A 22,516-nucleotide genomic window follows, 5' to 3' on the forward strand; every position below is an offset into this window, starting at 1 on the left:
CGGGTGAGTCGGGGCTGGTCGCGCAGTTCCCCGCGCCCCTGAAGGATTCAGGCCCGCAGGGAACTGCGCGAGAAGCCCCACCGGACCCGCACCCGACCACGCACGCCGCGCCCCCTCACGCCCCGGCCGGCTGCCTCACGTTCGCCCGTACCCACTCCACGATCGACGCCGTCGTCGCCCCCGGCGTGAAGATCTCGGCCACGCCCTTGTCCTTCAGCGGAGCGATGTCCGCCTCGGGGATGATGCCGCCCCCGAAGACGAGGATGTCCTCGGCGTCGCGCTCCTTGAGGAGTTCGATGACGGCCGCGAAGAGTGTGTTGTGGGCGCCGGAGAGGATGGAGAGGCCGATCGCGTCGGCGTCCTCCTGGATCGCCGTGTCGACGATCTGTTCGGGAGTCTGGTGGAGGCCGGTGTAGATGACCTCCATACCGGCGTCGCGCAGCGCCCGCGCGATCACCTTGGCCCCGCGATCGTGGCCGTCGAGTCCCGGCTTGGCCACCACCACGCGGATCGGACCGGCTGCCACACCCATCACTGCCTCCATGAAACGACTGCACCAACCCATGACGAACGCGGCGGAATCTGCCGCACGAACCAGGCGAACCGCACACATCTCGGCCCGGGTCCATGGAACACCTACCCACACCGCACACCGGGGAAGTGAACGAACGTTATCTCCAGGATCCCGCAACCGGGCAGTTTCGCGGTGGAGAGCGAGGGGGAAATCACACGGTGGGACACGTTCGCCGCGCACTGCTCCCGGATTCCGCGGCTCACGCGTCGCGGGGACCGAGGTGATCACGGAGGTGATCGCGGCATCCGGACCGTTTCCGGGGGCCGCCGGCCAGAGGCTCCCCGTGGCGTGCGCGCCACGGGGAGGCATGCGCAAGGGAGAGTCGTCGGAAGGGGCCGCACCGACCCACCGTCCGCGGGAGGCCACGGTGGCGGGACGGATCGGTACCCGGCAGACGGCAGAGGGCAGGGCAGCGGGGAGCCGGAGGGCCGGACCCCGCGTCGCGTGATCGGCGCCTCACACGCCGCACACGCACCGCACGTCGCGCATGCCACACGCACCGCGTCACGTCGCATCGCACCCGCCGTCCGCCGCCCGCACCGCCGTCATCTCCACTAGGGCACACGGGGGACAGAGGCGTCCTCCCGTCTGCCGACGGGAGGTCGGGCATGAAGGTCACCAGCGCGATAGCGCCCCTGGTTCCGCTCTGCGAGCGGTTCCTGCCGACCCGGCTGACAGGCCTCTCCGCGGCCCTTCTCAAGGCGACCGCCCTGGAGTTGGCGATCCTCGCGGGGCATCTGCTGCTCTATCCGTCGGGGATGACGCAGGAGCGGAGGATCACCCCCCAGCTCCCCCCGTCCGACGCACCCCGGCTCCCGACCGAGGAGAAGCCCCCGGTCGTCCTGCTGCACGGCTTCATCGACAACCGCTCGGTCTTCGTCCTGTTGCGCCGCTCCCTCGCGCAGCACGGCGGCCGCCACCTCGAGTCGCTCAACTACTCGCCCCTCACCTGCGACATCCGCGCGGCCGCCGATCTGCTCGGCCGGCACATCGAGGACATCTGCGAGCGCACGGGCCAGGAGCGGGTGGATGTCGTCGGCCACAGCCTGGGCGGGCTGATAGCCCGGTACTACGTGCAGCGGCTCGGCGGCGACCACCGCGTCCGCACGCTCGTCACGCTCGGCACCCCGCACGGTGGCACCCGGGCCGTGCCGCTGGCGGACGCCCATCCGATCGTCCGGCAGATGCGACCCGGTTCGGAGGTCATGCAGGAACTACGGGAGCCGGCGCCGGGCTGCCGTACCCATTTCGTGGCGTTCTGGAGCGATTTCGACCATGTGATGACTCCGCCGGAGAGCGCCTGCGTCGACCATCCGGACCTGATGGCGCAGAACATCAGGGTCACCGGGATCGGCCACCTCGCGCTGCCCGTACACCCCGCCGTGGCCACCGGAGTCCGGGAGGCCCTCGACACCTCGCGGACGGGCACCCGCACCGCCGCCCGCCCGGGCGGCCTCACGGTGGCCTGAACCGAAGCGCGACAGTGACGCTCGCCACAGGCGAGGAGAACACGGACGTAAGGCGATAAACGCGGCGCACTCCCACGCGCCCCCGCCACGCGCCCGACTCGCGACACCCCTCCCGACGGCAACCATGCGCCCCACACTCGACCCGCGATCACCCGGAGAAACGTCTCGCCCCCGTCCCCACGGGCGTCCCGCATGCCGCACACCGTGGTCGACTATCGAACAACCTTCGAACGCCAGGCCAAAGTCGTGCCCACAGACCGCCGAAAGACGCTCGAATGCCCGTTTCCTGCGCGCGCGAAACCCGTTGAAGATTGTCGCGCCCGCATACCGCCGGGTACAGTCACCGCACTGCTCTGCCAGCCCCTGTCGTCGAGGCGAAAGAGAAGTTGGTGAACGATCGTCACCCGTCGGGGACCGCAACACCCCCGACTCCGGCTTCTGAAGCCGACCCGGCGCAGTACGCGTCGTACGGCCACCAGGAAGCCGGCTACGGCGACTTCACCACGTACGGCGATTACCCCGCCACCGGTTTTGAAACCGGCACCCCGGCGAACGCCACGGGCACCTTCGCGGTCGACCCCCTCTTCGGCGACATGCCGGGCAACGACAACGGCACCGGCTCCTACGACGCCACCCAGTGGTCGACGGGCAGCCACCAGACGCTGAACTACGACCCGTACGCCGCACAGCACCAGGCCGCGTACGACACGGGCAGTTACGACTCGACGTCCTGGTCGTCCGGTTACGAGCACCTCTCCCAGGTCCCGACGCAGCCGACCGGCCCCGACGCGAGCGGCCAGTGGGACGCGAGTGGCTGGCTCCAGCCCGAACAGTCCGACGACGCGGACCAGTTGGGGCAGACCGACCAGACCCAGCAGTGGATCGGCACCCAGCACTTCGACACGGGCGCCTTCGACGCCACCCAGTGGAACAGCGACGGCACCCCCGTCGGCGACGAGCACGGTGGCGGCGCCCCCGAGTCGTACGACGCCCACGATCACCCGCAGACCGTCGTGGTGGACCTCTCGGCCGAGGCCGCGGACTTCCACCAGCAGGCGACCGCCACCTTCGAACAGATCGCCCCGTACGACCACGACGAACACCGGTCGGCGGACGGCGAGTCCGAGACCGACGGCGCGGACCGCGCGGCTCTCCTCGACGGGGAGGAAGAGGTCACCGCGGCGGCCACCAGGAGCGCCGGCCCCGGCCGGGCCGCCACCCGCGCGGCATCGCGGTCGCGCCGGAAGGCTCCGGCCAAACGTTCCGCCCTGCTGACCGTGGCCGTTCCGTCGGCCTGTGTCATGGGGGTCGCGGGGATCGCGGCCGCCTCGGTCGGTGCCACGTCGGACGACACGGAGACGACGGCGTCGGTCAAGTCGGACGCCACCGCCGTGAAGCCGTCCACCGCCAACAACCAGCTCGACACCCAGCTGGAGAGCCTCTCCGCCGAGGCCGACGACTTCGCCGACCGGGCCAGCCGGACGCAGGAGCGCATCGACCTCAAGGCCCAGCAGGAGCTGGAGCAGAAGAAGGCCGCCGCCGAGGCCGCCCGCAAGGAGCGGCTGCGGCCGAAGTTCGCGCTGCCGGTCGCCAAGCACGGGCTGAGCGCGTACTACGGGCAGTCCGGCGTCAACTGGATGTCCCTGCACACCGGTATCGACTTCCCCGTCTCGTACGGCACCCCGGTGATGGCCGCGACCGACGGCACCGTGCGCACCCAGTGGAACAGCGCCTACGGCAACATGGTCATCGTGACCGCCAAGGACGGCACCGAGACCTGGTACTGCCACCTCTCCACGTACAAGGTCGCCTCCGGTACGACCGTCAAGGCCGGCGACACCATCGCCTACTCGGGCAACTCGGGCAACTCGACCGGTCCGCACCTGCACTTCGAGGTCCACCCGGCGGGCGGCTCCGCCATCGACCCGCTCCCGTGGCTGCGCAGCCACGGACTGGACCCGACGTAACGGTCACGCCTCACGGGCGCAGCGCACAGACACGAAGACCGGGCCCCTGCCGAGCAGGGGCCCGCCGTCGTCGCGCGGCGCGGCTCCCTCCGCTACAGCTTCTCCACCGGCGCGTACCGCAGCAGCAGGCGCTTGGGCTTGGTGTCGCCGAAGTCGATCGTCGCCTCCGCGTTCGCTCCCGAACCCCCGACGCCGACGACCGTGCCGAGGCCGAACTGGTCGTGGGTGACGCGGTCGCCCACGGCGAGGGAGACCACCGGCTTCTCGCTGCCGCGGCGGGTCGCGAAGCCGGACGCGCCGGAGGCCGAGGAACGGGACCGGGAGGACGACAGCGACGCCGCGATCCCGGCGGCCGGGCCCGAGGACACCGGCGCGGAGGCACCCGTGCGCTTCCACTCCAGATGGGTCGCCGGGATCTCCTCCAGGAACCGGGACGGCGGGTTGTACGAGGGCTGGCCCCAGGCGCTGCGCAGCGTCGAACGGGTGAGGTAGAGCCGTTCCCGGGCACGGGTGATGCCCACGTACGCGAGGCGGCGCTCCTCCTCCAGCTCCTTGGTCTGGCCGAGGGCGCGCATGTGCGGGAAGACGCCGTCCTCCATGCCGGTGAGGAAGACCACCGGGAACTCCAGGCCCTTGGCGGTGTGGAGGGTCATGAGCGTGATCACGCCCGAGCCGTCCTCCTCCTCGTCGGGGATCTGGTCGGAGTCGGCGACCAGCGCCACCCGCTCCAGGAAGTCGGAGAGCCCTGCCGAGGTGGTACCCACGGCCTCGCCCTCGGCCCCGCCCTCCCCCGCACCGGCCTCCTGCTCGAACTCCAGGGCGACGGCGGCGAGTTCCTGGAGGTTCTCGATGCGCGTCTCGTCCTGCGGGTCGGTGGACGCCTGCAACTCGGCCAGATAACCGGTGCGTTCGAGGACCGCCTCCAGGATGGTGGCCGGTCCGGCGCCGGACTCGACGACGGTCCGCAGGTCCTCCATCAGCGTGTTGAACCGCTTGACCGCGTTGGTCGACCGGGCCGCCATGCCGTACGCCTCGTCCACCCGCTTCAGCGCCTGCGGGAAGCTGATCTTCTCGCGCTGGGAGAGGGCGTCGATCATCGCCTCGGCACGGTCACCGATGCCGCGCTTGGGCACGTTGAGGATGCGGCGCAGCGGGACTGAGTCCTCCGGGTTGGCCAGGACCCGCAGATACGCGAGGACGTCCCGGACCTCCTTGCGCTCGTAGAAGCGGACGCCGCCGACGACCTTGTAGGGCAGGCCGACGCGGATGAACACCTCTTCGAAGACGCGGGACTGGGCGTTCGTCCGGTAGAAGACGGCGACGTCGCCGGCCTTCGCGTCGCCCGCGTCCGTCAGGCGGTCTATCTCGTCGGCGACGAACTGGGCCTCGTCGTGCTCGGTGTCGGCGACATAGCCGGTGATCTGCGCGCCCGCGCCCGCGTTGGTCCACAGGTTCTTCGGGCGGCGGGACTCGTTGCGCTCGATGACCGCGTTGGCCGCGCTCAGGATGGTCTGCGTGGAGCGGTAGTTCTGCTCCAGCAGGATCGTGGTCGCGTTCGGGTAGTCCTCCTCGAACTGGAGGATGTTGCGGATGGTCGCACCGCGGAAGGCGTAGATCGACTGGTCCGCGTCACCCACGACGCACAGCTCGGCCGGAGGCACGTCCCACTCGGCGGGCGGTACGTCGACCGGGTGCTCGGAGGTGCCGACCAGCTCTCTGACCAGGGCGTACTGGGCGTGGTTGGTGTCCTGGTACTCATCGACGAGGACGTGACGGAAGCGACGGCGGTAGTGCCCGGCGACGTCCGGGAAGGCGCGCAGCAGATTGACCGTCGTCATGATCAGGTCGTCGAAGTCCAGCGCGTTCGCCTCGCGGAGGCGGGACTGGTAGAGCGCGTAGGCCTGGGCGAGGGTCTTCTCGAAGCCGTCGGCGGCCTGGGCGGCGAAGTCCTCCTCGTCGATCAGCTCGTTCTTCAGGTTCGAGATCTTGGCGCTGAAGGACTTGGGCGGGAAGCGCTTGGGGTCGAGGTCCAGATCACGGCAGACGAGCGCCATCAGCCGCTTGCTGTCGGCGGCGTCGTAGATCGAGAAGGAGGACGTGAAGCCGAGCTTCTTCGACTCGCGCCGCAGGATCCGGACGCACGCGCTGTGGAAGGTCATGACCCACATCGCGTGCGCGCGCGGGCCGACGAGCTGCTCGACGCGCTCCTTCATCTCGCCGGCGGCCTTGTTGGTGAAGGTGATCGCGAGGATCTGCCCCGGGTGGACCTGCCGCTCGCCGAGCAGGTGGGCGATGCGGTGGGTGAGCACCCGGGTCTTGCCGGAGCCCGCGCCGGCGACGATGAGCAGGGGGGATCCGGCGTGCACCACGGCCGCGCGCTGGTTCTCGTTCAGCCCGTCCAGGAGGGCCGCCGCGTCGAGGGCGGGGCGCGGGGCGCCGTCCCGGTAGTACTCGTCACGGTCCGGTGGCACGTCGAACTTCCCGCCGAACAGATCGTCCGGAAGCGACTCCGGTACGTGATCGTCCTCGGGCGGCGGCGGGGGCTCCTCCGCGTGGCCGCGAGGGGCCTGGAGGTCCGCCAGGAAGCTGTCGTCAAAGAGGCTGCTCATCGCTCTCCGAGTCTAGGCGCCCCCACTGACAGCGAGAGGCCGCCCCGGGAAGTCCACACCCCACCACTCACCGCGCCCACCTCACGACGGTGAGCGATCGAGCGTACCGCCTGTCGCACGAAAGAGGCTAAGGTCACGAAAACGTATCGGGCATATCGAACATCAACCTTCACACGGACCACACGAGTTGGCTAGCTTCTTCTTGGGCCGTACGACACAACCGGCGAACGTCGCCGGGCCGCACGGCCTCCGCCGAGTCCGGCACGCCTCTCCCGGCGCCGGAGCCGGGGACCCACCGACCTCCGGGGTGAATCGACCCGACCGCCGCACGCGGCGAGGGCCGTAGGGCAACCTTCCGAAGCTTGCGCCCGAACCCGACAGCTAACTCGGTAGGCGGACAACGGAAGGAGACGCCGCACCATGGCGCCGCACCGCAAGCCGCGTCCGGCCGGCCGGACGCGCGCGGGCATACGCACCCCCGCTCTCGCCACGGCCGCCCTGACCTCCGTGGCACTGCTCTCCCAGACGGCCACCGCCGCACCCTCCACCGACGACAGGCCGAGCCTGGAGGAGGTCGAGAAGAAGGTCGACGACCTCTACCGCCAGGCGGGGTCGGCGACCGAGAACTACAACGCGGCCAAGGAGAGGACGACCAAGCAGAAGAAGAAGGTCGACACCCTCCTCGACGACGTCGCCAAGCGCACGGAGAAGCTGAACGAGGCGCGGGAGGAGCTGGGTTCGTTCGCGGCGGCCCAGTACCGCACCGGCGCGGCCACCCCCGACCAGGCCTCGCTGCTCCTGGCGGACAACCCGCAGGACTACTTCGACCAGAACCAGCTGATGGACCGCTTGACGGGCCGTCAGCAGCAAGCGGTCGACGCGTACGTCACCGAGCAGGCCGACGCGGCGGAGCAGCGCCGGACGGCGAGCGACAGCCTCGAGAAGCTCACCGAGTCGCAGAACGCCCTCAAGACCAGCAAGGCCAAGGTCCAGGCGAAGCTCGCCGAGGCCCGCGAACTGCTCTCCACCCTCACCGCCCAGGAGAAGGCCCGGCTCGCCGCGATCGAACAGCGCGAGCAGGAGGAGGCCGACCGCAAGGCGGAGGAGCTGGCGCGGCAGCAGGCGGCGCAGGCGAGCCAGGAGACCCAGAACGCCCAGGAGACCCAGGGCACCCAGGGCGGGACCGCCACCGGCACGGAGACGTCACCGGGCACCACCGGGACCACCGCTCCGGTCGAGGACTCCACGTACGCCTCGAAGGCCACCAAGGCGCTCGCCTTCGCCCGCGCGCAGATCGGCAAGCCGTACGTCTGGGGCGCCACCGGCCCCGGCTCCTACGACTGCTCCGGCCTCACCCAGGCCGCCTGGAAGGCCGCCGGCGTGGACCTCCCGCGCACCACCTACGACCAGGTCGAGGCGGGCACCACCGTCCCCCTGGCCGACGCCAGGCCGGGCGACCTCGTCTTCTTCTACGACAACATCGGCCACGTCGGCCTCTACATCGGCAACGGCATGATGATCCACGCCCCCAAGCCGGGCACCTACGTCCGCGAGGAGTCGATCTTCTACGACGGCGAGTCCTCGATCCACAGCGTGGTGCGGCCGGCGTGACCCCGGCCGGGCCCGTCCCACGGGCTCGGCCGAGCGGCTCCTCTCAGGTCCAGAGCACCGCGATGAAGACGTTCGCCGTGGTCAGCGCGCCCACCAGGGCGAAGAGCGGCTTCTCCACCGTCTCCTCGTCGCGCTTCACATAGACCAGACCGAGGATCACGATCAGCAGGGCGAGCTTGATGCCGATCTTGATGTTGTTGACGGGCTGGTCGTCGGCCTGGTTGAGGCCGACCAGGAGGATGCCCGTCACGAGCATGGTGAGAGCGCCGTGCAGCATGGCGGGGACGAAGCGGGCGGTGCCCTGCCCCATGGCCTTCATCTGGGTGAGGAACCCACCCAGGAGGGAGGCGATGCCGATGATGTGGAGGGCCACGAGGATGTGGATGAGTACGTCCATGCGCGGAGCCTAATGAGGGGCCCGGGACTCCTCGGGCACCGGGGCGGGCCCTCCCGGACACCGCCAACGGCGCCCCCGAACGATCCCGAATGATCTTGCATATATGCGCTCCATAGCACCGCCCTTCCCCCGCCCGGTCCGAAATCGTCGCATCGGTCATCGCACAGCGTGAAGTCGACGGCGCCAGGCCAGGATTCCGGTCACATACGGTCACCTCATTGTCGGTGCGCGCCACTTCCGTACAACGCGTTACCGAGCCCTCACAGCCAGGTTTAGCGTCCTCCCTCAGGTGACCGGCTCCCCACCGCCGCCCGGGCCAGGGGCGGCAGTCGGCCACCACCGCCGAGAAAGGTCCGGCGGCGTCCCGCTCCCCCTGTGCGGGCCGCCGCCGGACGCGTAACCGCTCCCCCCAGGCGGTCCGTACGGACAGACGATGTTCGTACTGCGGACGGCGGTCGTACGGAGAGGACGTGGACTCCACGTGGCAGCGCACCGCAAGCCCAGACAGCGCTCGCTCGGCGGCCAGACGGCCCGCACGGCCGCGACGATCGCCCTCGCGGGCGCGGCGACCGCGACCGGTTTCGACGGCACCGGGCACGCCGACCCCCAGCTCACGCCGGAGCAGGTCAGGGCGAAGGTGGCCAAGTTGTACCAGCAGGCCGAGGTCGCGACCGAGAAGTACAACGGCGCGAAGGAGAAGGCCGACAAGGCGCAGGAGAACCTCGAGGAACTGCGCGACCAGGCCGCCCGCCGCACCGAGCGGCTCAACACCGCCCGTGACGAACTCGGTTCGGTAGCCGCGGCGCAGTACCGGGGCGGCGGCATCGACCCCTCCTGGCAGCTCGCCCTCTCCGCCGATCCCGACCAGTACCTGGACGGCGCCGCCCTCGCCGAGCGCGTCGGCAGCCGCCACTCGGCGGACGTGGCGAGCGTACGGAAACAGCTGTTGGAGATCGAACGGCTGCGCGGGGCCGCCCGCGTCGAACTGGGCACGCTCAAGACCCGTCAGACGGAACTGAAACGCCACAAGAAAACCGTCACCTCCAAACTGACCGACGCCCGTCAACTGCTCGGCCGCCTCACCACCGAGGACCGCACCCGCTTCGACTCCCGGGACGGCACCACGGGACACGCCTCACGCTCCTCCACCACGGCCCAGCGCAGCCTCTCCGGCCCCGTCTCCCCCGCCTCCACCACGGCCGACGCCCCCAACTCCCGCGCCGCCGCTGCCGTCTCCTACGCGTACTCCAAGATCGGCAGCCCGTACGTCTGGGGCGCCACCGGCCCCAACGCCTTCGACTGCTCCGGCCTCACCCTCGCCGCGTACCGCGCCGCCGGCGTCTCCCTCCCCCGCACCACCTACTCCCAGATCAACGCCGGCCCCCGCATCGCCCGCTCCGAACTCCGCCCCGGCGACCTCGTCTTCTTCTACTCCGGCATCAGCCACGTGGGCATCTACATCGGCAACGGCCAGATGATCCACGCCCCCAACCCCTCGGCCCCGGTACGCGTGGCACCACTGGACGAGATGCCGTACGTGGGGGCTACGCGGGTGGCTTGAGCGGGGCTCTGTGCCGGGTGGCCGGTCGCCGGTGGCGTTGGTGGGCGGTGGCGTTGGCCAGGTGCCCCGAGTGGGACCGTTGGGAGGCGTCCCTGTGCCGGTCGTGCGGCTGCCCATCGCCGGCGGGACCACGCGGACCGCACCGCCCCGGCAACCGCCGTCGCCTACGACGCCGTCTCTCCCCGGCAGCCGCACGACCGGCACGTCGGCGTCGGGGGCGCCCCGACCTCACACCAGGCGGCGTGCCGTCGCCCATCTCGTCAACTCGTGGCGGTTGGAGAGCTGCAACTTCCGTAGGACGGCGGAGACATGGGACTCCACCGTCTTCACCGAGATGTAGAGCTGCTTGGCGATCTCCTTGTACGCATAGCCACGGGCGATGAGCCGCAGCACCTCGCGCTCACGCTGGGTGAGACGGTCGAGGTCCTCGTCGACGGGCGGGGCGTCGGTGGAGGCGAAGGCGTCCAGGACGAAGCCGGCCAGGCGGGGAGAGAAGACCGCGTCGCCCTCCTGAACCCGGAAGATGGAGTCGACCAGGTCGGAGCCGGTGATCGTCTTGGTGACATAGCCGCGCGCGCCACCCCGGATCACCCCGATCACATCCTCCGCCGCGTCCGACACGGACAGGGCGAGGAAGCGGACGGGCTGCTCAGCATCCGCCATCAACGCCGAGCAGCGGCGCAGGACTTCGACACCACCGCCACCGGGCAGGTGCACATCGAGAAGCACCACCTCGGGCCGCGTGCTCGTGATCACCGAGACCGCCTGATCGACATCGGGGGCCTCGCCGACCACCTCCACCCCCGTACGGTCCGTCTGCCCGATCTCGGCCTGCACCCCCGTACGGAACATGCGGTGGTCGTCCACCAGCACGACCCGGACATGCCGACCGGGCCCGGTCGGCACGGGTGCGGCAGCCGCGCCGGATGCCGCGGGGGCGGCGGGGGCGGCAGACGGGGTGGTGCGGTCGGGCATGGTGGGTTGGTCGGGCGCCGCCGGCCGGTCGGGCCCGCCGGGCAGGTTCTCGGGCGAACCTGTGCCCCGCGTGGCCGAACCGCCCTGGCCCTCGTTCGGCGCTGTGCCCGAACCGCCCTGTGCGGCAAGGTCGTTCGCCCCGTTCGCGTCACTCATGACGTCGTCTCCGCCCTCTCCATCTCCAGCTCGACCTCCGTGCCGCCGTCCGGCACGGCGCGGAGCCGTGCCGTGCCGCCGTTGCGCTCCATGCGGCCGATGATCGATTCTCTGACGCCCATGCGGTCGGCGGGTATCGCGTCAAGGTCGAAGCCTGGGCCGCGGTCGCGGACGGACACGAAAACCGTCCTTCCCTCGACCTCGGCGAAGACCTGCACGGCGCCGCCCTCGCCACCGTACTTGGCGGCGTTCACCATCGCCTCGCGTGCGGCCTGCATCTGCGCGGTCAGCCCCTCGTCGAGGGGGCAGTCGCCGACGACCACCACCTCTATGGGGACGCCGTGTTTGTCCTCGACCTCCGCCGCGTTCCGCCGTACGGCCTCGGCGAGGGTGTCGGGCTCGTCGTCCTCGTCCTTTCCGGTGCCCTCGGGCTTGTACAGCCAGTTCCTCAGGTCGCGTTCCTGGGCGCGGGCGAGGCGGCGGACCTCGTTCGGCTTGTCCGCGTTCCGCTGTATCAGCGTCAGCGTGTGCAGCACCGAGTCGTGGACATGGGCGGCGACCTCCGCGCGCTCCTGGGCGCGGATGCGCATCAGGCGCTCCTCGGAGAGGTCCTGGGTCATACGGACGAGGTACGGTCCGGCCAGCAGCGATATGCCCACGAGGACCGCGAGCGCTGCTTGCAGGACCGAGCCGAGGTGGGCGGCCGAGCCCTGGAGGACGAATATCCCCGAGACCCCCGCGGTGACCAGCAGGACACCGGCCACGGAGCGCAGCAGTGTGATCGTGCGCCGACGACGGCCGACCTCGGCCCAGCGGGCCCGCCGCGCGTTGTCCGCCTGGCGCCAGACCAGGGCGACGCCGGCGGCGACGAGCACGGTCGGCCAGAGATAGGCCCGGGCGCCTTCCCCCAGGTTCACATTGCCGACGAAGACCATGGCCACGACGACCATGAGGAGAAGGGCGACTATCTGGCCGCGGTCGGGCTTGCGGGCCACGAGCCGACGGCGGCCGTCGGGTGAGGTCTCGGTGGCGATCGCCGGAGGCCGCTGATTGTCGACGCCTCCCACGCCGAGCGGGACGACGAACCAGAACGCCGCGTAGACGAGGGCACCCAGGCCGTCGGCCAGGAACAGGCCGGCGAACACGAGCCGCACCCAGGTCACAGGCAGGCCGAGATGTCCGGCTAGCCCTCGCGCCACGCCTCCGAGCCAGCGTCCGTCGCTGCTGCGGTAGAGCTTGCGCGGGGGCCGCGGAGTGTCGACTGGCTGTGCTGCGGCTTCCGGCATGCCATCGATGTTCACACGCATGGTGGAGCCAGGCATCAGGGTCGACCCCCGAGACGCCCCTGATCTTCGACGCAGGCGTGATCGAACGCTTCCCCCAAGCGGATATCAGGGTTCGACCAGGGTCATCCCGACTGCCATCGGACCGGCTCGGCGGTCACGATGGACGCATGACGGATCACCACGACGCGGCAGCGGAGCCGGGCCCCAGCTCGGGTCCGAACGGCCTGCGGCCCAGCACTGAGCCGCAGGACGCCGCGCCCCCACCGGGCACGGGCTCGCGGGAGCCGCGCGCGCGCGGGGGCGCGGGTGCGCGCGCAGGCACAGGCCCGCAGGCGGACGCGGGCGCCCACGCGGATCGATCGGACGCGGAACAACCAGATACGGGTCGATCCGACGCCGGCCGATCGGACGCGGGTCGATCGGACGCGGGTCGATCGGACGCGGGTCGATCGAATGTAGGTCGATCGGATGCCGTCGGCCTTGATGATCCTGCCGGTAGCCCCGGCGCCCCGCACAGGTTCCGCCGCGATCGGCGGTACAAGATGCTGGGCGGTGTCTGTGCCGGGCTCGGACGGCAGTGCGACATGGATCCGGTGATCTTCCGCGTGGTGCTGGCGGTTCTCTCTCTCACCGGTGGCCTCGGCCTCCTCTTCTACGGCTTCGCCTGGTTGTTCGTGGCGTACGACGACGAGGAGGAGAACGAGGTACGCAAGCTGCTGACCGGCCGGGTCGACGGCCATGGCCTCACGGCCGTGCTCTTCGCGCTGGTCGGCTGCGGCGTCTTCCTCACCATGCTGAGCAACACCACCGTCCTGACCTTCTCGGTGGTCGTCTCCCTGCTCCTGGCCGGCGCGGGGTACTGGTCGCAGCACCGCGGCACCCCCGACCCCGATCCGCTGGCCGCGCAGGCGGTGGCCGATGCCCCGCCGGAGGCCCAGGCACCCCCCGTGGCCTCCGCCTACCCTTCGTGGTGGCGGGACCCCATAGTGAAGGACGGCACCCATGTGGGCGGCACGGGCTATCTGTGGGGCCCGTGGGAGGCCCGCGATCGGGACATGGCAGCGGCCGTCAACATCGCCCGGGGCGTGCGGCCCACCCGCCAGGACATACGTATCGCGCGCCCGCCGAAGCCGCGGGGGCCGCGCTGGATCGGCGGCTGGATCTTCCTTCTGGCGCTGGTCGCCGGCGGCATCGGTACCAGTGCCACCTGGGACGACCGCACCCTGGCCGCCAGCCTGCAGACCGGTCTGGCCTGCGCGCTGACCGTGCTCGGTCTGGGCATAGCTTTCAGCGCCTTCCTCGGCCGTACGGGAGCGGGCTCGATCTTCCTGGCCGTGGTCACGGCAGGCCTCCTGGCGTGCACGGCGGCGCTTCCGTCGAACATCACCACCGACTGGGCCCGTACGAAATGGACCCCGCGGAACGCGGAGAGCGTGGCCGCCCGGTACGAGCTGGGGACCGGCGTGGGCACGCTGGACCTGTCCGGGGTGGACATACCGAAGGGAAAGTCGCTGACCACGCGCGTGGAGGTGGGCGCGGGCAAGGTGAAGGTGGTGGTTCCACCGGACGTGACCGTGCGGCTCGACATCGAAGTGGGTCTGGGCGACATCCAGTTGCCGGGTGACGACAAGGAGGACGTGGACGTGGCACCGGACAAGAGAGACCGGCTGACGCTGGCCCCCGAGAAGGGCGCGGGCACCGGCGGGACGCTCACCATCGACCTGGAAGTCGGTCTGGGACAGGCGGAGGTGGCCCGTGCTGCGGCATGAGTTCCGTCCGGGGAACCTCGTCGCCGGCCTCTTCCTCACGGGCGCCGGTGTTGTGTACCTCGGCGATGCGGCGGGTACGTGGGAGACCCCCTGGTTCGTGGTGATACCGCTCGTGGTCGGAGGGCTGTGCCTCGCGGGGGCGGTGGCTTCCCTGGACCATGCGATACGGGGGAGGCGGGGCGCGGGGCGGATGGGAGCGAAGGGGGCGATGGGGGCGACGGGTCAGGGAGGATCTGCGGAGCCGCCGGGAGCGACGGGAGTGGGCGGGTCGGTGGGGAGGGACGGGCGCGGCTGAGGACCGCCGGGCGGGAGCCGGCGCGCTGAGCACCGCCGGGCGGGAGCCGACGCGGTCGAGGACTGGCGGGCGGGAGCCGGCGCGGTCGAGGACCGGCAGAGGAGCGGCGAGGGGGACCTGAAACGGCGGACGGCTAGGTCGCTGTGCCCATCGCCCGCCGCGCTGGCTGCGCTGTGATGGTAGGGAGCCCGTGGGCCAGTTGGGCCGTGCGCCGGTTGGGCTGCGGTGCCGGCTGGGGCGGCGCCGACTGGGGGCGGTGAGTGCGCGGCGGGCGCTCGGGGCGGGTGTGGCGGGGCGTTGTGGGGCTCAGTGGTAGGCGCCCGCGCGGTGCCTGCTGGTGCCGCCTCGGCGGCGGGAGTGGATGGCGGCGTCCAGGGAGAGGACCGGGGCCCCAGCGAGGATCAGGGGGATCCAGGCCATGAGATAGGGGAGGTCATTGCCGTAGTAGTACGGGGATGCCGACCAGCTGACCGTGAGCCAGAGGCTCAGGGAGATCAGGGCTCCACCGAAGGCGGCGAGGCGGGTGAGGAAGCCGAGGAGGGTGCCGATGCCGACGGCGAGTTCGCCGATGGCGATGGCGTAGCCGAAGCCGACGGGGTTGTTCAGGGCCATGTCGATCATGGCGGGGATGGCGGAGGAGTCTCGGGCGGCGCTCATCATGTCGCCGATGGAGCCGGAACCGGAGGCCGCCATGAACGCGCTGTCGGTGAGTTTGTCCAAGCCCGCGTAGATGAAGGTGACAGCGAGGAAGAGGCGTAGGGGGAGCAGGGCGTAGCGGGTGGCGGTGTCACGCCAGTCGGGGCCGCCGTCGTAATAGGGGGTGTGGGAGTCCGAGCGAATGTCGTGAGTCATGGTCTGCGCCGCCTCTTGTCCGCCGTGCCGTTGACCCCTCAACAGACGATACGTTCAGAGGGGTGGGGGTGCTCAATGGTTCGGGCGTGTTTTTCCGGGTCGGAGTGCCTTGTCGGGGGTGGTGCAGGGGGTGGTCCCGGGTGACTGTCTCGCCCCCGCCGGCCCTACCCGTCCCCTCCCGAGGGGCTGCGCCCCTTCGACCCCGCCCGCACGTGTGCGCTACCGGCCCGGGGTGGTCGGCACGCCCACGGCTTCGTCCCGCCCCGACGCCTTGGCACCCGCGCCAGCGGGCGCGCGTCGGCCGCATCCTGAGGGGCGGGTCTGTATGCGCCGGGGCTCCCAGCCCCCTGAACCACCGTCGGCCGTCGGCCGCCCGTCATGCCGCGCCGCACCCGTCGCGGTCGTCCCGTCTCCCAGGCCGGGCCAGCCCACAACTACCGTCGCCCCAGCCCCGAACCTCGGTTCCTGAACGCCGACCAGCCGATGACCGACCCGGTTTCCCGCCCCCACGGCCGCGCTCACCCCGGTCCCACGAGCCCATCAGCCAAGCCCGCCAGCCCACAACCGACCCCCCTCCCCGAGCCCTTACAACCGGCCGCCGAACCAATGCCCTTCTCACCAAGCGACAGTCGGCCGACCTCCCCCGCACCCCCAGGGGGTCGCCCGCGATCAGCGATCAGTCCGCCGAGACCTCGATCGTGTAGCGGTTGGTTTCGACGCCCGCTGCTGTGACGACCTGGACTTCGACCTTGCCGGGTTCGACGTCGGCGGGGACGGGGGCGGTGAGGACGGCGTCGGTGGGGTTGCTGAAGCCGCCGGTGACGGGGACGAGGGGGACGTGGACGTGGACGGGGCCGATGCGGACGACCATGCGGGAGAGGTGGTCGGCGGTCTGGGCGCCGGGTGGGACGAAGCCGGAGCCGCGGATCTCGATGTCGTCGCCGTTGCGGATGGGGGCGTCGAGGTCGCCGGCCTCGCGGGCGCGGACGACGGAGAGGATGACGGGGCGGCCGCCCTCGGCGTACTTGCCGGCGACGTAGGTGGCCGCCGAGACCAGGACGAGGAGGGCCAGGCCCCAGGGAAGGTCGGGGAGTTGGTCGGGGCGGCGGGCGAGGCGGACCGCCGCGAAGGCGAGGGCGACGGTGCAGATGATCACGTACTGGATGTCGCTGAAACTGCCGCGGCCGGAGTCGTCGGTGAGGAGGTCGGCGGCGCGGGGGCGGTGGGCGCGGACCTTCTGGAGGCGTTGGGCGAGGACGCGGAGGCCGACCACCCGGCGGACCAGGACGGCGATGCCGCAGACGACGGCGAGGACGGTCACGATGCCGGCGCCGCGGGCGAGGTCGAGGCCGGCGATGAGGGCGTCGCGTTCGCCGTGGTCGGAGGCCGCGGCGAGGCGGCCGACGAGGACGAGGACCGCGAAGACGACGAAGAGCACCCAGCCGGCGGCGATCGCGCGGGAGGTGGAGAGACGGTTGTCCTCGCCGATGACCGGGGCGAGGGCACCGCCGCGCGCCCGGTGCAGATAGCCGGCGCCCGTCAGCGCCGCGGCGACCAGCAGGGCGGCGAGCAGGCCGGCGGTGCGGGCCGTCGTCCAGCCCGCGCCGATCGCGGTGAGGGACTGGACGAGGAGGAGGGTGACGACGGCGGCCCAGACGACGACGGCCGTGCGCAGCCACAGGCGGGCCAGCCAGGCCTCGCCCTCGACCCGGCCGCGTTCGGCGACGAGGGCAGCGGACTGGGTGAGTTCGTCGGAGACCCACTGGCGGGAGGCGGACGCGGAGTGCGCGACGGCCGCCGGCAGTCCCTGCCCCGACGCGAACTCCTCCCGCTTCAGCAGGAACTCGGCGACCGCGCGCCGGTGTCCCGCGCGCGCCCCGTGCGGGCAGTCCCCGCACGTGCACCCGCCTTCATGGGCGCCCGCGCCCATGCCCCCTCTCGCCTCCTGCACCGCCACGCCCGAGCCCGCCTTCCCACGCCGCGTCCGTGGGCGCTCCCGCGCTCCCGTCCGCATACTTCGGCATTCGCTGCCACCGTCATTGCCATCTGCCAGCACTGCTGTCACCGCCCCAGCCGTGAGAGTGATGACAGCCGCCCTCGTCCTGCTGTTGCTGCCGCTGTTACTGCTGCGTCGATACCGCCGTCGAGCGGTGTCGTACGTACGTCCGCTCACTACCACAGCCGTGCGGCGGTACAACTGCCCTGCGATGACAGCGAATTGTGCCGTATGGAACACGGCCCGCATTCGGCAGGGCCACTCCGTGCGTGGGAGGCGCGGGGTGAAGTTCCGGTGCCCGTGTTGACCCGGCTGGGAGAATCCTCGTATGGCCGAGATCATCCAGCGCGACGGCGTCTGGGCCTTCGACGGCAGCACGGTCCGGATCACGCCGGGCCTGCACCGTTCCGTGGCGCTGTTCCGGCAGACGTACGGGGAGATCGCGGTGCCGCTGGAGGCGGTGGCCGGTGTCGTCTATGAACCCGAACGCAAGCGCGGGCGGCTGCGGTTGCGGCTGCGCGAGGGCAGTGATCCGCTGTTGCAGGCCACGGGTGGGCGGCTGCCGGACGCGGCCGACCCGTACCGGCTGACGGTCGATGTCGACCGGTCGGGGATCGCTGAGTACGTGGCCGAGGAGATACGGCAGTCGATGCTGCTGGAGCAGACGCCGAAGGAGCCGGCCAGGGCCTATCTGCTGCCGGGTCCGCCCGTGCCGGTGTCGGTGCGGTCCAGTGACGGCACGGTGTCGTTCGACGGGACGCGGGTGCGGATCGACTGGAACGACACCTCCGACCGGGTCAAGCGCGCGACCGGCCCGCGGATCATCGACGTCGGTGAGCTGGTGCAGGTGGAGTGGTTGCCGAACTCCGGCTACGAGGACGGTTTCCTGCGGTTCGTGACGCGCGAGACCGTCTTCTCGAAGCTGCCGCCGGAGCGGGACCCGTTCGCCCTCGACCTGTGGGGCAGTACGCGACGCGACCTGCTCACGGCTCTCGTCGCGACGGCGGTCACTGCGCGGCTCCCCCATCCGTCGACACGGGTGAACGGCCACGCGGACCGGTCGGGGCCGGAGGCCGGGGGCGTCACGGCAGAGCCTCCGGCCTTTGACCACCATGACACCCTCCTGCGCCGGCTCCGCGAACTCGGTGAGCTGCACCGCGACGGCGTTCTCACGGACGAGGAGTTCGCCGCCACCAAGGCGGCGGTGCTGCGCGACTTCTGACGGCCCGCGGTACGGCGGGCTCCCGGGCCCCTCCGGCCGTGCCCTCCCCGGCTCAGCAGGCCCGGTCAGCTCACCGGGCCCGGTCTCAGCAGGCCCGGTCCCAGCAGGCTCGGTCTCAGCAGGTCCGGTCAACTCAGGAGGTCCGGCTCGCTGCGGCTGATGTCTTGCCACAGCGGCTGGTAGTTGATCCATGCCACCAGGTCGCCGCCGGCCTGTTCCCGGGTCGCGACGGCCAGCCGGTGTTCGATGAGCAGGGGGCGGCCCGCCGCCTTCGCGGTGAGCTGGACCTGGGCCGAGCGTTCCATGGACAGGAACCACCAGGCCGCCGCGTCGACCGAGTCCCCGACCGTCAGCAGCCCGTGGTTGCGCAGGACCAGGGCCTTGCGGCTGCCGAGGACGCCGGCGATGCGGCGGCCCTCGTCCGCGTCCACGGCGACACCCGTGTAGTGGTCGTAGAGCGCCTGGTCCTCGTAGAAGGCGCAGGACTCCTGGCTGATCGGGTCGAGCAGCTCGCCGAGGGCGGAGAGGGCGCGGCCGTGCACGGAGTGACAGTGGGCGACGGCGACGACATCGGGGCGGGCGGCGTGCACCTGGGCGTGGACGGTGAACGCGGCCTGGTTCACGTGGTAGCGGCCCTCGATCACCTGGCCGTCCTGGTTGGCGAGGACCAGGTCACTCACCGTGACGTGCTTGAAGGGCATCCCGAACGGATTGACCCAGAAGCAGTCGCTGAACTCCGGGTCGCGCGCGGTGATGTGTCCCGAGACCCCCTCCTCGAACCCCATGCGCCCGAAGATCCGCAAGGCCCCGGCCAGCCGTTCCTTGCGGTGCCGCCGTTCGTCCTCCACCGTCTCGTGCATCGGCGGCATGGCGAACCGGAGCTGGTCGGTGGGTAGGGGCAGGGGCGGTGTGGGCCCGTGCATGTGTCCTCCAGAGTGACTTCCTTTACGAATCGGAAGTTACCGTCGGTCCTCCCTACGGAACAGGCCCGTTCCGTGAAGAGAGTGCGCAACCGTTACGCAAGTCACAGAAACGCGCCAGCTGTGCACACTCTGCTCGGGTCAGACTGTTCCGTGCCGTTGCTCCGGGTAACCGGACAGTGGTTGTCGGGTATCCGCGCGAGACTCGACGTATGCCGGAGAATCTTTCGAACTGGGGCGCCTTCGTCGCCGCCGAACCCGAACTCGCACAGACGGTCGAGGCGCGGTTCGGGGCCTTCACCCACCACGTCCTCGCCACCCTCCGCAGGGACGGCTCGCCGCGTACGACCGGGCTGGAGGTCCGGTTCAGGCGGGGGGAGCTGTGGTTGGGCATGATGCCCGACTCGCTCAAGGCGCTCGATCTGCGCCGCGATTCCCGCTTCGCGTTGCAGGCCAACCCCGGGCCGGGCACGGAGATGGGGGGCGGGGACGTCCGGGTGAGCGGGCGGGCGGTCGAGGTCGAGGATCCCGCTGTGAAGGCCGCGTACGGCGAAGAGGTGGAACCGCCGGAGCCGTTCCACCTCTTCCGCACCGAGCTGACGGAGGTCGTGCGGACCTATGTCGAGGACGAGAAGTACCTGGTCGTCCAGGTCTGGAAGCCCGGAGGGCCGGTGCGGACCCTCAAGCGGACCTGAGCCCGCTCACGCCTCACGCCTCACGCCTCACGCCTCACGCAGGGGGACGCTCACTCCCACTCGATGGTGCCCGGCGGCTTGCTCGTCACGTCGAGGACGACGCGGTTGACGTCGGCGACCTCGTTGGTGATGCGGGTGGAGATCTTCGCGAGGACGTCGTACGGCAGCCGGGACCAGTCGGCGGTCATGGCGTCCTCGGAGGAGACCGGGCGCAGGACGATCGGGTGGCCGTAGGTGCGGCCGTCGCCCTGGACGCCGACGGACCGGACGTCCGCCAGCAGCACCACCGGGCACTGCCAGATGTCGCGGTCGAGACCGGCGGCCGTCAGCTCCTCGCGGGCGATGGCGTCGGCCTCGCGGAGCAGGTCGAGGCGGTCCTTGGTGACCTCGCCGACGATCCGGATGCCGAGGCCGGGGCCGGGGAACGGCTGGCGCTGGACGATCTCCTCCGGGAGACCCAGCTCCTGGCCGACCATCCGGACCTCGTCCTTGAACAGCTTGCGCAGCGGCTCGATCAGCTGGAACTCGAGGTCTTCCGGCAGGCCGCCCACGTTGTGGTGGGACTTGATGTTGGCCGTGCCGGTGCCGCCGCCGGACTCGACGACGTCCGGGTAGAGGGTGCCCTGGACCAGGAAGGCAACCTCGGGGCCCTCGTCGGCGATGATCTCCGCCTGGGCCTGCTCGAAGACGCGGATGAACTCGCGGCCGATGATCTTCCGCTTCTGCTCGGGGTCGGAGACCCCGGCGAGCGCCTTCAGGAAGCGTTCCTCGGCGTCGACGACCTTCAGCTGGACGCCGGTCGCGGCGACGAAGTCCTTCTCGACCTGCTCGGTCTCGTTCTTGCGCATGAGGCCGTGGTCGACGTAGACGCAGGTCAGCTGGGAGCCGATGGCCTTCTGGACGAGGGCCGCGGCGACCGCGGAGTCCACACCGCCGGAGAGACCGCAGATCGCGCGCTTGTCGCCGACCAGCTCGCGGATGGCCTCGACCTGCTCCTCGATGACATTGCCGGTGGTCCAGCTGGGGGTGAGGCCCGCGCCCCGGTAGAGGAAGTGCTCCAGAACCTGCTGGCCGTGCGTGGAGTGCATGACCTCCGGGTGGTACTGGACGCCGTACAGCTTCTTCTCGTCGTTCTCGAAGGCGGCGACCGGGACGACGTCGGTGGAGGCCGTGACGGTGAAGCCCTCGGGGGCGGCGGAGCAGGCGTCGCCGTGGGACATCCAGACGGACTGCTCGTCGGGGGTGCCCTCGAAGAGGGTGCTGCCGGACTTGGAGACGTGGAGGGGCGTACGGCCGTACTCGCGCGCGCCCGTGTTGTCGACGGTGCCGCCGAGGGTGGTGGCCATCAGCTGGAAGCCGTAGCACATGCCGAAGACGGGGACGCCGGCCTCGAAGAGTTCGCGGTCGAGGCGGGGGGCGCCCTCGGCGTAGACCGAGGAGGGGCCGCCGGAGAGGATGATCGCCGCCGGGTTCTTGGCGAGCATCTCCGCGACCGGCATGGTGCTCGGCACGATCTCGCTGTAGACCCGGGCCTCGCGGACCCGTCGGGCGATGAGCTGGGCGTACTGGGCGCCGAAGTCGACGACCAGGACGGTGTCGGGTGCGGCGGCAGCGGGGTTCGCTGATGACACGGGGTGCCTTCCGGCGGTTGGGCGGGGGTCTGTGTGGTCCGAGTCTACCGGGGCGCCCACACATGACGTGGGCCCACCGAAGGCTCCGCCCCGGGCCCCGACGAGGCAAGCGAGTCTCTGGGGGGTGAATGCGGCAGGGTGCGGCCTCGCGGTGGCGGGGGCGGCGCGAAAGCCTCGCGGTCGGCGGGGGCGAAGCAGCATGGGGGGCAAGTCCCGCGAGGGGGCGCCGACGGGGCCGTGGGGCCAAACAGGCCGATCGACGGCCGAGCAGGACCCTGGGCGGAGCGGGCGGGGCCGTGGGCAGCGCGGAAGCGACGGTGAGCGGCGCGGCGGTGCCGGGGGCGGGGCGGAAGGCCCGGCCGGGTCTGGAGGAGGCGGGGTGGGACGACGCGGACCAGGCCGGGGCAAGGCGGCAGGACGCGCGCCGGGACGCCGGGTGGGACGACGCGGACCAGGCCGGGGCAAGGCGGCAGGACGCGCGCCGGGACGCCGGGTGGGACGACGCGGACCAGGCCGGGGCAAGGCGGCAGG

The 22,516-nt window shown here is 71.2% G+C and carries 17 protein-coding genes and 1 riboswitch; of the genes, 8 read left to right on the forward strand and 9 right to left on the reverse strand.

All coding sequences use genetic code 11. From position 1 onward, the window contains the following. Nucleotides 1-115: 115 nt before the first annotated feature. A complete protein-coding gene (locus tag ACZ52C_RS07790) occupies nucleotides 116-532 on the reverse strand; it encodes a cobalamin B12-binding domain-containing protein (RefSeq protein WP_230219653.1) in 417 nt (138 codons plus the stop codon). A 650-nt stretch (nucleotides 533-1,182) separates the two neighbouring features. Between ACZ52C_RS07790 and ACZ52C_RS07795 the strand changes: the two genes are divergently transcribed. Together ACZ52C_RS07795 and ACZ52C_RS07800 are read left to right on the forward strand one after the other, a co-directional pair. Next, nucleotides 1,183-2,043 (forward strand): esterase/lipase family protein, encoded by an 861-nt coding sequence (locus tag ACZ52C_RS07795; protein ID WP_469073894.1) that lies wholly within the window; start codon nucleotides 1,183-1,185, stop codon nucleotides 2,041-2,043. Between the two features lie 389 nt (nucleotides 2,044-2,432). Beyond that, on the forward strand, nucleotides 2,433-4,010 hold the full coding sequence (locus ACZ52C_RS07800) for a M23 family metallopeptidase (protein WP_469073895.1): 1,578 nt from the start codon (nucleotides 2,433-2,435) through the stop codon (nucleotides 4,008-4,010). A 92-nt stretch (nucleotides 4,011-4,102) separates the two neighbouring features. Here the strand turns inward: ACZ52C_RS07800 and pcrA are convergent, their stop codons facing one another. Next, nucleotides 4,103-6,619 carry a DNA helicase PcrA gene (gene pcrA / locus ACZ52C_RS07805; RefSeq protein WP_469073896.1) on the reverse strand — a complete coding sequence of 839 codons (2,517 nt, stop codon included), beginning with the start codon at nucleotides 6,617-6,619 and terminating at the stop codon, nucleotides 4,103-4,105. Between the two features lie 254 nt (nucleotides 6,620-6,873). Next, nucleotides 6,874-7,030: riboswitch (cyclic di-AMP (ydaO/yuaA leader) on the forward strand. 9 nt (nucleotides 7,031-7,039) lie between these two features. Here pcrA and ACZ52C_RS07810 point away from each other — a divergent pair. Beyond that, nucleotides 7,040-8,230, forward strand: coding sequence for a C40 family peptidase (locus ACZ52C_RS07810; RefSeq protein WP_469073897.1), 1,191 nt, complete (start codon nucleotides 7,040-7,042; stop codon nucleotides 8,228-8,230). A 43-nt stretch (nucleotides 8,231-8,273) separates the two neighbouring features. Here the strand turns inward: ACZ52C_RS07810 and ACZ52C_RS07815 are convergent, their stop codons facing one another. Further along, nucleotides 8,274-8,627, reverse strand: coding sequence for a hypothetical protein (locus ACZ52C_RS07815; RefSeq protein ID WP_469073898.1), 354 nt, complete (start codon nucleotides 8,625-8,627; stop codon nucleotides 8,274-8,276). A 481-nt stretch (nucleotides 8,628-9,108) separates the two neighbouring features. Here ACZ52C_RS07815 and ACZ52C_RS07820 point away from each other — a divergent pair, with 481 nt between their 5' ends. Continuing rightward, a complete protein-coding gene (locus ACZ52C_RS07820; protein ID WP_469073899.1) occupies nucleotides 9,109-10,188 on the forward strand; it encodes an NlpC/P60 family protein in 1,080 nt (359 codons plus the stop codon). Nucleotides 10,189-10,416: 228 nt separating this feature from the next. Here ACZ52C_RS07820 and ACZ52C_RS07825 read toward each other — a convergent pair whose 3' ends face one another. Continuing rightward, complete coding sequence (locus tag ACZ52C_RS07825) at nucleotides 10,417-11,163, reverse strand: LuxR C-terminal-related transcriptional regulator (RefSeq protein WP_469074173.1); 747 nt, start codon at nucleotides 11,161-11,163, stop codon at nucleotides 10,417-10,419. Nucleotides 11,164-11,315: 152 nt separating this feature from the next. After that, nucleotides 11,316-12,605 (reverse strand): PspC domain-containing protein, encoded by a 1,290-nt coding sequence (locus ACZ52C_RS07830; protein WP_469073900.1) that lies wholly within the window; start codon nucleotides 12,603-12,605, stop codon nucleotides 11,316-11,318. Nucleotides 12,606-12,772: 167 nt separating this feature from the next. On the opposite strand from ACZ52C_RS07830, the gene ACZ52C_RS07835 reads away from it, so the two are divergent. Beyond that, entirely contained in the window at nucleotides 12,773-14,374 is a 1,602-nt protein-coding gene (locus ACZ52C_RS07835; protein WP_469073901.1) for a PspC domain-containing protein, read from the forward strand. A gap of 601 nt (nucleotides 14,375-14,975) precedes the next feature. On the opposite strand, the gene ACZ52C_RS07840 is transcribed toward ACZ52C_RS07835, so the two are convergent. Continuing rightward, the gene (locus ACZ52C_RS07840; RefSeq protein ID WP_469073902.1) at nucleotides 14,976-15,521 is read right to left on the reverse strand and encodes a DoxX family protein; all 546 of its coding nucleotides are present in this window, start codon (nucleotides 15,519-15,521) and stop codon (nucleotides 14,976-14,978) included. Nucleotides 15,522-16,197: 676 nt separating this feature from the next. After that, complete coding sequence (locus ACZ52C_RS07845) at nucleotides 16,198-17,478, reverse strand: hypothetical protein (protein WP_469073903.1); 1,281 nt, start codon at nucleotides 17,476-17,478, stop codon at nucleotides 16,198-16,200. Between the two features lie 367 nt (nucleotides 17,479-17,845). Here ACZ52C_RS07845 and ACZ52C_RS07850 point away from each other — a divergent pair, with 367 nt between their 5' ends. Next, nucleotides 17,846-18,739 (forward strand): DUF4429 domain-containing protein, encoded by an 894-nt coding sequence (locus ACZ52C_RS07850; protein WP_469073904.1) that lies wholly within the window; start codon nucleotides 17,846-17,848, stop codon nucleotides 18,737-18,739. A gap of 128 nt (nucleotides 18,740-18,867) precedes the next feature. Here the strand turns inward: ACZ52C_RS07850 and ACZ52C_RS07855 are convergent, their stop codons facing one another. After that, nucleotides 18,868-19,662: a class II aldolase/adducin family protein gene (locus tag ACZ52C_RS07855; RefSeq protein WP_469073905.1), complete on the reverse strand. Its 795-nt coding sequence runs from the start codon at nucleotides 19,660-19,662 to the stop codon at nucleotides 18,868-18,870. A gap of 209 nt (nucleotides 19,663-19,871) precedes the next feature. Here ACZ52C_RS07855 and ACZ52C_RS07860 point away from each other — a divergent pair, with 209 nt between their 5' ends. After that, complete coding sequence (locus ACZ52C_RS07860) at nucleotides 19,872-20,354, forward strand: pyridoxamine 5'-phosphate oxidase family protein (RefSeq protein WP_469073906.1); 483 nt, start codon at nucleotides 19,872-19,874, stop codon at nucleotides 20,352-20,354. Between the two features lie 50 nt (nucleotides 20,355-20,404). Here the strand turns inward: ACZ52C_RS07860 and guaA are convergent, their stop codons facing one another. After that, nucleotides 20,405-21,985, reverse strand: a complete 1,581-nt coding sequence (gene guaA, locus ACZ52C_RS07865; RefSeq protein ID WP_469073907.1) for a glutamine-hydrolyzing GMP synthase — start codon at nucleotides 21,983-21,985, stop codon at nucleotides 20,405-20,407. A gap of 296 nt (nucleotides 21,986-22,281) precedes the next feature. Here guaA and ACZ52C_RS07870 point away from each other — a divergent pair. After that, the coding region (locus tag ACZ52C_RS07870; RefSeq protein WP_469073908.1) for a hypothetical protein at nucleotides 22,282-22,516 on the forward strand (235 nt) is incomplete at its 3' end.

The organism is Streptomyces sp. NPDC034049 (genome assembly GCF_055575575.1).

What these genes read in the sequence shown, in the direction of transcription:
- ACZ52C_RS07790 (WP_230219653.1), bottom strand. Translation starts at nt 532, where the DNA reads ATGGGTGTGGCAGCCGGTCCGATCCGCGTGGTGGTGGCCAAGCCGGGA.
- ACZ52C_RS07795 (WP_469073894.1), top strand. Translation starts at nt 1,183, where the DNA reads ATGAAGGTCACCAGCGCGATAGCGCCCCTGGTTCCGCTCTGCGAGCGG.
- pcrA (WP_469073896.1), bottom strand. Translation starts at nt 6,619, where the DNA reads ATGAGCAGCCTCTTTGACGACAGCTTCCTGGCGGACCTCCAGGCCCCT.
- ACZ52C_RS07810 (WP_469073897.1), top strand. Translation starts at nt 7,040, where the DNA reads ATGGCGCCGCACCGCAAGCCGCGTCCGGCCGGCCGGACGCGCGCGGGC.
- ACZ52C_RS07815 (WP_469073898.1), bottom strand. Translation starts at nt 8,627, where the DNA reads ATGGACGTACTCATCCACATCCTCGTGGCCCTCCACATCATCGGCATC.
- ACZ52C_RS07825 (WP_469074173.1), bottom strand. Translation starts at nt 11,163, where the DNA reads ATGCCCGACCGCACCACCCCGTCTGCCGCCCCCGCCGCCCCCGCGGCA.
- ACZ52C_RS07830 (WP_469073900.1), bottom strand. Translation starts at nt 12,605, where the DNA reads ATGCCGGAAGCCGCAGCACAGCCAGTCGACACTCCGCGGCCCCCGCGC.
- ACZ52C_RS07835 (WP_469073901.1), top strand. Translation starts at nt 12,773, where the DNA reads ATGACGGATCACCACGACGCGGCAGCGGAGCCGGGCCCCAGCTCGGGT.
- ACZ52C_RS07840 (WP_469073902.1), bottom strand. Translation starts at nt 15,521, where the DNA reads ATGACTCACGACATTCGCTCGGACTCCCACACCCCCTATTACGACGGC.
- ACZ52C_RS07850 (WP_469073904.1), top strand. Translation starts at nt 17,846, where the DNA reads ATGGCCGAGATCATCCAGCGCGACGGCGTCTGGGCCTTCGACGGCAGC.
- ACZ52C_RS07855 (WP_469073905.1), bottom strand. Translation starts at nt 19,662, where the DNA reads ATGCACGGGCCCACACCGCCCCTGCCCCTACCCACCGACCAGCTCCGG.
- ACZ52C_RS07860 (WP_469073906.1), top strand. Translation starts at nt 19,872, where the DNA reads ATGCCGGAGAATCTTTCGAACTGGGGCGCCTTCGTCGCCGCCGAACCC.